This is a genomic window from Eudoraea sp., from assembly GCF_049665975.1.
In the GTDB taxonomy this organism is placed as follows: domain Bacteria; phylum Bacteroidota; class Bacteroidia; order Flavobacteriales; family Flavobacteriaceae; genus Eudoraea.
Genome location: NZ_JBATGR010000175.1, coordinates 1 through 9,274, shown reverse-complemented (window position 1 = coordinate 9,274; position 9,274 = coordinate 1). Strand labels below are relative to the sequence as shown.

The following is a 9,274-nucleotide window of genomic DNA, read 5'->3' as shown; positions in this document are numbered from 1 at the left end:
CGACGGAAACCCTTTTCTGTTATATCACACGCATGCTGGATAAGTTTAATTTCCTCAATTTCTTTTACACCCCTTATCTGTTGTAATATGGGATTGCTCTTGGCTACAAGGTGCGCTGGAAAATCATTCTTGCATTTTAAAATAAAACGGTCCTCCCTGGTTTGAGTCTCTACTGACTGTCTGTAGTGCTCATTGGTATTAAAATAAATACATTCAGCTTCGGTCATCAGACCAAAAAATATTTTATCAAAATCTGTTAACCAATGCACAGATTCTATCCCTGAAACGGCAGTTGCCTGATCCTTATCTAACTTCGCCCCTTCCCAGACTGCTATGTGATCGTTTGTTTCCCTTACAAATAATATCTCCCTGCTTTTTTTATCAATCGCATCTGGAAAAAGCAAAAGGATGGATTCTTCCTGATCTACACCACTGAGGTATAAAATATCTCTATGCTGTTGAAAGGGCATGGTGCTGTCAGCGCTAATTGGGTAGATGTCGTTGGAATTAAAAATCGCAATGCTCTTTGGCTTCATTTCAGCCATGAATTTTTTCCGATTCTTTTTAAAAAGTTCGCTATTTATTTGTTCATATTTCATAAAAGAAAGTACTTTTCTCAAAAATAAGCATAAGCATGTTTACTTCAAAAAGGCAGACTATATTAAAAAGTTTTCAGACTCTAATAATTTCTCAGTAAATCATTAAATAAACAGAAGTCTATGAGTATATTTTTGCCTGCACAACCGCAAATTCATATTTTCACGCATAAATATTTATTTTCAAACCCATGAAATTTAATCTGCCACTAATTGCATTTTTCGTTTTTTTTATAAGTATCGCTCAATCCATATCGGGTCAATCGAAAAATGTTGAGGAAGCCCTTATGCTCAAAAAGCAAATGGAAGCCAATTCCCTGGTTAAGAATATTCCTTTCTCCAGTATTGGTCCTACAGTAATGAGTGGAAGAGTTGTAGATATTGATGTAAATCCAAAAAATCCAACAGAATTTTATGTGGCCTATGCTTCGGGCGGGCTTTGGTATACAAATAATAATGGCACCACATTTTCACCTGTAATGGATAATTCTGCTACACAAAATATAGGAGATATTGCCATAGATTGGGTTTCCGGGACCATATGGGTAGGAACTGGTGAGAATAATGCATCACGCTCTTCCTATGCTGGCATTGGCCTCCTAAAATCTAATGATAAGGGTAAATCCTGGGAAAATATGGGCCTTTTAGATTCACAGCATATTGGCAGAATCCTGTTAAATCCCAATAACCCCGAAGAGTTGCTTGTAGGTGTAACCGGTCATTTGTACACTAATAATGATGAACGCGGAGTTTATAAAACTTCAGATGGAGGTTCAACCTGGGTAAAAACACTCTATATCAATGACTCCACTGGCATTATCGACTTGGCTTTTGTCCCTGGAAAATTTAATATAATTTATGCGGCGGCCTGGGAAAAGGATCGAAAAGCCTGGAATTTTAAAGGTAACGGTGGTGGTTCTGGTATTTATAAGAGCATAGATAGTGGCAGTACCTGGACCAAGATAAGTGGTGGGAACAGTGGATTCCCCTCTGGCGAAAATGTTGGACGTATCGGACTAGCGGTATATAATGAAAATACTGTGTATGCCGTCCTGGATAGTCAATTTCGAAGGACAAAGAAGGATAAAGATCCTGAAGAATCAGACGGACTAACTAAAGATGAATTTAAGTCAATGACTGTCGACACTTTTCTTAAACTGGATAATAAAGAACTTGATAAGTATCTGAAAAATAATGGGTTTCAGGAAAAATACAAGGCTGAGAATGTAAAACAGCTTATTCAAAGTGGTACTGCTAAACCTCAGGATCTTGCCAACTATCTTGAAAATGCTAATTCCTTACTATTTGATACCCCGGTTGTTGGAGCCGAGGTATATAGAAGTGAAGATGGAGGATTGACCTGGAATAAAAGAAATGAAAAATATATTGATGACCTTTTTTACAGCTATGGATATTATTTTGCACAGATCAGAGTAGATGCCACAGATAAAAATAAAATTTATTTGGGAGGTGTTCCCATCATAAAGTCTGATGATGGAGGAAAAACCTTCACCTCAATAAATGGGGATAATGTACATGCCGACCATCACGCTCTGTGGGTAAATCCTCAAAAACCTGGACATCTAATTAATGGAAATGATGGCGGAGTAAATATCTCCTATGATGACGGAGCCAATTGGATTAAAAATAATGCACCTGCCGTAGGTCAATTCTACGCTATTAATATTGACTTTGAAAAGCCTTATAATGTATATGGAGGTCTTCAGGATAATGGTGTATGGAGAGGAGCCCACAACGCTGTGGAGAATAGCGAATGGCAACAGAGTGGACATTATCCCTGGAAAATGATTCTTGGAGGAGATGGGATGCAGGTACAGATAGACAAAAGGAATTCAAATATTGTTTATACGGGGTTTCAATTTGGTAATTATTATCGCCTTACTTTAAATGAAGATAAAACCATCGGCATACAACCCAAACATGAATTAGGTGAGCAACCTTACCGCTTTAATTGGCAGACGCCAATACTTCTTTCCACACATAATCAGGATATTCTTTACCTGGGGAGTAACAAACTTCACCGGTCACTTAATCAGGGTGACACCTGGGAAGTTATTTCGGACGATCTTACCAAGGGAGGGAAAAAAGGCAATGTAGCATTTGGTACTATAACAACCATTAGTGAATCTCCCTTAAAATTTGGTTTGGTTTATACAGGCAGTGATGACGGTTTGGTTTATCTATCTAAAAACGGTGGTGGAAACTGGGATTTGATATCAGGTGAACTTCCCCAAAATCTCTGGATTAGCAGGGTTGCAGCCTCCAAACATAAAAAAGAAAGGATATACGTTACACTTAATGGTTACCGCAAGGATGATTTTACGCCCTATGTTTATATGAGTAATGATTATGGTAATTCCTGGAAAAATATTGGTTCCAAACTTCCGGCTTCACCAATAAATGTAATAATTGAAGATCCTGAAAATGAAAATCTCTTATTTATAGGTACAGACAACGGACACTACATGTCAGTCAATCAAGGTAGTTCCTGGGAATTATTTCAAAACGGAATTCCCAATGTTGCTGTACACGATTTGGTAATTCAGCCAGATGCTAAAGACCTATTGGTGGGGACCCATGGAAGAAGTATTTATAAGGCAAATATTTCATGTTTACAGGAAGTGAATGAGAAAATCCTTGCCAAGGAATTACATATTTTTAAAACGGATAATCTAAAACATTCTCAAAGATGGGGAAATCCTTATAGCGCTTGGTCAAAACCAAATACTCCCGGATTGGACATTATATTCTATTCGCAAAAACCAACTAATTACTCCACTAAAGTTTTATCTTCAGATAAAACGGTAGTAAGTGAGTCCGTGCTTAAGGCAGACAAAGGTTTAAATATTATGTCTTTTGATGTCGCATTTTCCAAGAAAGGAAAATTGGATTATTTGAAAAAAAATAAGGTGAAACTTAAAACGGCCAAAGATGGTAAAACCTATTTACCAATAGGTGCCTATGAGATTGAAATTTCTTCAGCTGCATCAAGTCAAAAAATTAATTTCAAAATTGAATAAACCTAATTAATATGCAATTAACTTTAAGTATACCGGCACTTTTATTTCCAGCCATTTCGCTAAGTATGTTGGCATATAATGCCCGGTATTTGGCAATCGCAGCACTTATACGTCAGTTGCATAAACAATATCAGGAAAAGGCATCCCGTGGGTTGGGAATACAGGTCCGTCAATTAGAAAGAAGGCTTCAAATTATAAAGAATATGCAGGCTGTCGCAATACTAAGTTTCCTGTTCAGTGCCATCACTATGTTTCTTATCTATATAGAACAAGGTTTCTGGGCCAACCTCATCTTTGGTATTAGCCTTCTTGCTCTTATGATTTCGTTGGTTTTATCCTTGATTGAAGTACAACTCTCCACAAATTCCCTTAAGATCCAATTGTCAGATATGGGAGATAAAAATGTAAAGGAATAATATTGATAAATTTATTTTAGCTCTATTTTTACCTGGTTTATACCGTTTTTCTTTTAGAAGATCCGTCAAACTCTTTGTATTTGCATAAAATCAATCTAAATACCATTCTAATAGGTCCGGAAATTTGTTAATGATTTCCTCTTGACTTAAATTTGGTCCCCTAAACTATAACTAATGAGTTCACTGATTAAATCGTCCATAGCTCGGAAAGTGGTAATGGCCCTTTCAGGTCTTTTTTTGGTATTGTTTTTGTTACTTCATGTAACCATTAATTTAACCTCTGTAATTTCCCCTGACACTTTTAACCAATGGTCGCATTTTATGGGATATAATGGGCTGGTACAATACATAATGCAGCCAGTATTAATAATTGGCGTTATAGTGCATTTTGTAATGGGAATAGTTCTTGAGATTCAAAACACACAGGCACGATCAATAAAATACATCAAATACAAAGGAGGTGACAACGCTTCATGGGTTTCACGCAACATGATAATCACAGGTCTGGTTGTCCTTGCTTTTCTGGGCTTACACTTTTATGACTTTTGGATTCATGAAATGACCTATAAATATATTGAGTCTAATCCTGAAGACCCTACCCGTTATTATACAGAAACCGTTGAGAAATTTGCTCCTATGTGGAGAACCATTCTTTATGTTGTTTCTTTCGCATTGCTCAGCCTTCATTTATGGCATGGATTTGCCTCATCTTTTCAAAGTATGGGTTTAAACAATAAATACACACCTTCAATCAAATCATTTGCTAAAATCTATGCAGTCATAATTCCTTTAGTATTCGTCTTTATTGCACTATATCATCATCTTAACCCTATAACGCATTAATTATGGGCATTCTTGATTCAAAAATTCCATCGGGTCCTTTGGCCGAGAAATGGACAAAACATAAAAATGAAATTGATTTAGTAAATCCTGCTAATAAACGTAATATTGATATTATCGTTGTTGGCACTGGTCTGGCCGGCGGTTCTGCTGCCGCTTCTTTCGCAGAATTAGGGTACAATGTTAAAACATTTTGTTACCAGGATTCCCCCAGAAGGGCACACTCTATTGCCGCGCAGGGCGGAATAAATGCTTCTAAAAATTATCAGGGCGATGGAGATAGTGATTACAGACTATTTTATGATACCGTAAAAGGCGGTGATTATAGGTCGCGCGAAGCTAATGTTTATCGTTTAGCAGAGGTCTCCGGTAATATCATTGATCAATGCGTTTCCCAGGGAGTACCATTCGCCCGTGATTATGGGGGTCTTTTAGATAACAGATCCTTTGGCGGCGTTTTGGTTTCCAGAACTTTTTATGCCAAAGGACAAACTGGACAGCAACTCTTATTAGGAGCATATGCGGCAATGAACCGGCAGATACATCGTGGGAAGATTAAGTCGTATACAAGGCACGAAATGCTGGATTTGGTAATTGTCGATGGTAAAGCAAGAGGGATTATTGCAAGAAACCTGATTACAGGTGAAATAGAACGACATTCCGCACATGCAGTTGTAATTGCTTCGGGGGGATATGGTAATTTATTTTTTCTTTCTACCTATTGTATGGGGGCCAATGTAATGGCTGCCTGGCGCACACACCGCAGAGGCGCATTTTTTGCGAACCCTTGCTATACACAAATCCATCCTACTTGTATTCCGGTTTCAGGAGAACATCAATCCAAACTAACCCTAATGTCCGAATCTCTTAGGAACGACGGACGGATATGGGTGCCAAAAAAGTTAGATGATGCGAAGGCTATCCGGGAAGGAAAATTAAAGCCAACACAATTAAAAGAAGAGGACAGAGATTACTATTTAGAACGCAGATATCCTGCTTTTGGAAATCTCGTGCCACGGGATGTAGCTTCAAGGGCTGCTAAAGAACGTTGTGATGCCGGATACGGAGTAAATAAAACGGGAGAAGCTGTATATCTGGATTTTGATGCAGCCATAATGCGTTATGGAAGGGAAAAAGCACTCACATCTGGCCTGAAAGATGCGGATAATGCACATATAAGAACGCTGGGGGAAGAGGTCGTGGAAGCCAAATATGGAAACTTATTCCAGATGTATGAAAAAATTGTGGATGAAAATCCATATAAGACGCCAATGATGATTTACCCTGCGGTTCATTATACCATGGGAGGTTTATGGGTTGATTACAATTTACAGACTACCATTCCCGGATGTTATGCAGCAGGGGAGGCAAATTTCAGTGACCATGGAGCAAACAGGCTTGGAGCATCTGCGTTAATGCAAGGTTTGGCAGATGGTTACTTTGTTTTGCCGTACACTATTGGTGATTTTTTAGCCGACGATATCCGTACAGGGCCTATACCAACCGATTCTGAAGAATTTGATAAGGCCGAGAAAGATGTTTTGGATAAGATCAATAAATTAATGTCCGCTAAGGGCACTCATTCTGTTGATTACTATCACAAAAAGCTTGGTAAAATCATGTGGAATAAATGTGGTATGTCTCGTAATGCTAAGGGATTAAAAGAAGCTGTTGAAGAAATTGCCGCTTTAAGGAAGGATTTTTGGGAGAATGTAAAAGTGACCGGAGCTGCAGATGATAAAAATCAGGAATTAGAAAAAGCGGGTCGTGTAGCAGATTTCTTAGAAATTGGAGAACTTTTTGCTATGGATGCCCTGGAACGTAATGAGTCTTGTGGCGGTCACTTTAGGGAAGAATATCAAACTCCTGAGGGGGAAGCCTTACGTGACGATAAAAATTTCAAATTTGTTTCGGCCTGGGAATATAAAGGAGAGCCAAAAGACGCCAAATTGCATAAAGAGAATTTGATTTATGAAAATATTGAATTAAAGACGCGTTCCTATAAATAATAAGTTATGAAGATTTATCTTAAAATATGGCGTCAAAAAGATGCTTCCTCAAAAGGAAAAATAGTAGACTATACCATGAATGGTATTGAAGGCGATATGTCCTTTCTGGAAATGCTGGATATATTAAACGAAGATTTAATTTCGAAAGGAGAGGTGCCTATTGAGTTTGATCATGATTGCCGAGAAGGTATTTGCGGGACATGTTCTCTTCAAATTAATGGACGCCCGCATGGTCCGGACAGACTTATCACCGTATGTCAACTACATATGCGTAGTTTTAAAGATGGAGATACTATAGTAATTGAACCCTTTAGAGCTAAAGCCTTCCCCGTAATCAAAGATTTGATTGTAGATAGAAATTCTTTTGAACGCATTCAACAGGCGGGTGGTTTTATTTCTGTGAACACTTCAGGCAGAACAGTTGATGCTAATTCCATTCCTATACGGAAAGAGAATGCGGATAAGGCATTTAATGCGGCAGCTTGCATTGGTTGTGGTGCATGTGTTGCAGCTTGTAAAAATGCCAGCGCCATGTTGTTTACTTCCGCCAAAGTATCGCAGTTTGCCTTATTGCCACAAGGACGAATAGAAGCATCAGAGCGCGTAGAAAACATGGTGCGCCAGATGGATTTGGAAGGCTTTGGAAACTGCACGAATACAGGGGCATGTGAGATAGAGTGCCCAAAAGGTATTTCTTTGGAGAATATTGCCAGGATGAATAGAGAATATTTGAGTGCTTCCATAAAAGGCTAATAGAAAAACGTATATACTTCTAAAATCCCGGATAGTATTATCCGGGATTTTTATTTGCATTATCACCATATCTTTTTTGCTATTTTTACCATAACTATTACGCTATGAAGTCGTCTGCACACAATATTACTTCAAAACTGCCCGAGCTGCCTGAATCTATATTTAGTACCATGAGCAGACTTGCTAACGAGCACAACGCAATTAACATAGCACAGGGTTTTCCCAATTTTGAACCAGATCCTGTTCTTATTCAATTGGTTGCAAAAGCAATGAAAGATGGTTACAATCAATATGCTCCTTTAGGTGGTATCTATCCTCTTAAAGAGGTTATTGCTGAAAAGATCTCGCTTTTATATGGAACAAATTATCACCCGCAGTCGGAAATAACTATTACAGTAGGAGCTACACAGGCTATTTTTACTGCAATTTCAGCACTGGTATGGCCAAATGATGAGGTAATCGTTCTTAAACCGGCCTATGATTGTTATGAACCGGCTATTAAGGCAAATGGTGGTATTCCTATATTAATTCAATTAACCGGAAAGGACTATGCCATAGACTGGGATGTTTTTAAAGCACATCTTAACAACAAAACCAGGATGGTCATTATTAATACGCCACATAACCCCAGTGGTATGGTATTTTCAAAATCCGATATGTTAATGCTTCAAAGTTGTCTGAAAGACACTAATATCATCTTGTTAAGCGATGAAGTATATGAGCATATAATATTTGATAGTAACTCACATGAGAGTGCTTCAAAATACCCGGATTTGGCATCACGAAGCTTTGTTTGTGCCTCATTTGGTAAAACTTTTCATGCAACCGGTTGGAAAATGGGTTATTGCGCGGCTCCAGCAGAACTAATGAAAGAATTCCAGAAAATTCATGAATTCAATGTGTTTTGCGTTAATCATCCGTTTCAGCGAGCACTGGCGGAATATCTGAAGAAGCCAGCCCACTACTTGGATTTAGGCCCTTTTTATCAGGAAAAGCGTGATTTGTTTTTATCTGCAATTAAAAGCTCAAGATTCAAATTTAATCCTACTCAGGGAACATATTTTCAACTCTTGGATTTTTCAGAAATCAGCAACGAAAGCGATATTGCTTTTGCAGAAAGGCTAACTAAAGAATTGGGTATTGCCTGTATCCCGATTTCAGTTTTTAACAAAGATCTTGTAGATAATAAACAGATTCGGATTTGTTTTGCAAAAACCACGGAAACGCTTTTAAAGGCCGCCGAAATCATCACAACAATCTAGCCAATCCCTAATAGTATTATCTGCGCCCTTTACGCCTATTCTAATCCATTGCTTCCTGAATTAGGCTCATTAAATCGCCAATCTTTGAGGGTTCCAACCATCTTGTGATCACTACCAGGTCATTAGCCCTATAAATAACAATAAAATTCCCTCCAAAACCGGCGGCATAGTAGATATTTTCCGAAAGCCCCTCCCAATGGCGATCTCCTTTATTGTTAAGCCACCACATATAACCATAATTTGGATTTGGTGCCGAAGGTGTAATTGCCTCATTTATCCAGGCTTCGCTAATAAGCTGTTCTGAGTTCCATTTTCCATTGTTAAGAAATAGTAAGCCAAAACGGGCCATATCTTCGG

Annotated in this window: 7 protein-coding genes and 1 pseudogene; 6 read left to right on the top strand and 2 right to left on the bottom strand. The window is 38.3% G+C overall.

From position 1 onward, the window contains the following. Nucleotides 1-599, bottom strand: a 599-nt coding sequence (locus WBN20_RS06750) for an aminopeptidase P N-terminal domain-containing protein (RefSeq protein WP_424281157.1), incomplete at its 3' end; no start/stop codon positions are given. A gap of 188 nt (nucleotides 600-787) precedes the next feature. On the opposite strand from WBN20_RS06750, the gene WBN20_RS06745 reads away from it, so the two are divergent. From WBN20_RS06745 to WBN20_RS06720, 6 genes are all read left to right on the top strand, one after another. Next, on the top strand, nucleotides 788-3,637 hold the full coding sequence (locus tag WBN20_RS06745; protein ID WP_424281156.1) for a VPS10 domain-containing protein: 2,850 nt from the start codon (nucleotides 788-790) through the stop codon (nucleotides 3,635-3,637). Nucleotides 3,638-3,648: 11 nt separating this feature from the next. Further along, a complete protein-coding gene (locus WBN20_RS06740; protein WP_424281155.1) occupies nucleotides 3,649-4,053 on the top strand; it encodes a DUF2721 domain-containing protein in 405 nt (134 codons plus the stop codon). A 174-nt stretch (nucleotides 4,054-4,227) separates the two neighbouring features. Next, a complete protein-coding gene (locus WBN20_RS06735; RefSeq protein WP_424281154.1) occupies nucleotides 4,228-4,896 on the top strand; it encodes a succinate dehydrogenase cytochrome b subunit in 669 nt (222 codons plus the stop codon). A 2-nt stretch (nucleotides 4,897-4,898) separates the two neighbouring features. Beyond that, the gene (locus WBN20_RS06730) at nucleotides 4,899-6,902 is read left to right on the top strand and encodes a fumarate reductase/succinate dehydrogenase flavoprotein subunit (protein WP_424281153.1); all 2,004 of its coding nucleotides are present in this window, start codon (nucleotides 4,899-4,901) and stop codon (nucleotides 6,900-6,902) included. Between the two features lie 6 nt (nucleotides 6,903-6,908). Further along, nucleotides 6,909-7,655 carry a succinate dehydrogenase/fumarate reductase iron-sulfur subunit gene (locus tag WBN20_RS06725; RefSeq protein ID WP_424281152.1) on the top strand — a complete coding sequence of 249 codons (747 nt, stop codon included), beginning with the start codon at nucleotides 6,909-6,911 and terminating at the stop codon, nucleotides 7,653-7,655. A 104-nt stretch (nucleotides 7,656-7,759) separates the two neighbouring features. Continuing rightward, nucleotides 7,760-8,917, top strand: a complete 1,158-nt coding sequence (locus WBN20_RS06720; RefSeq protein ID WP_424281151.1) for a methionine aminotransferase — start codon at nucleotides 7,760-7,762, stop codon at nucleotides 8,915-8,917. Between the two features lie 40 nt (nucleotides 8,918-8,957). Here WBN20_RS06720 and WBN20_RS06715 read toward each other — a convergent pair. Beyond that, a pseudogene (locus WBN20_RS06715) lies at nucleotides 8,958-9,274 on the bottom strand (serine hydrolase domain-containing protein); the annotation flags it as partial.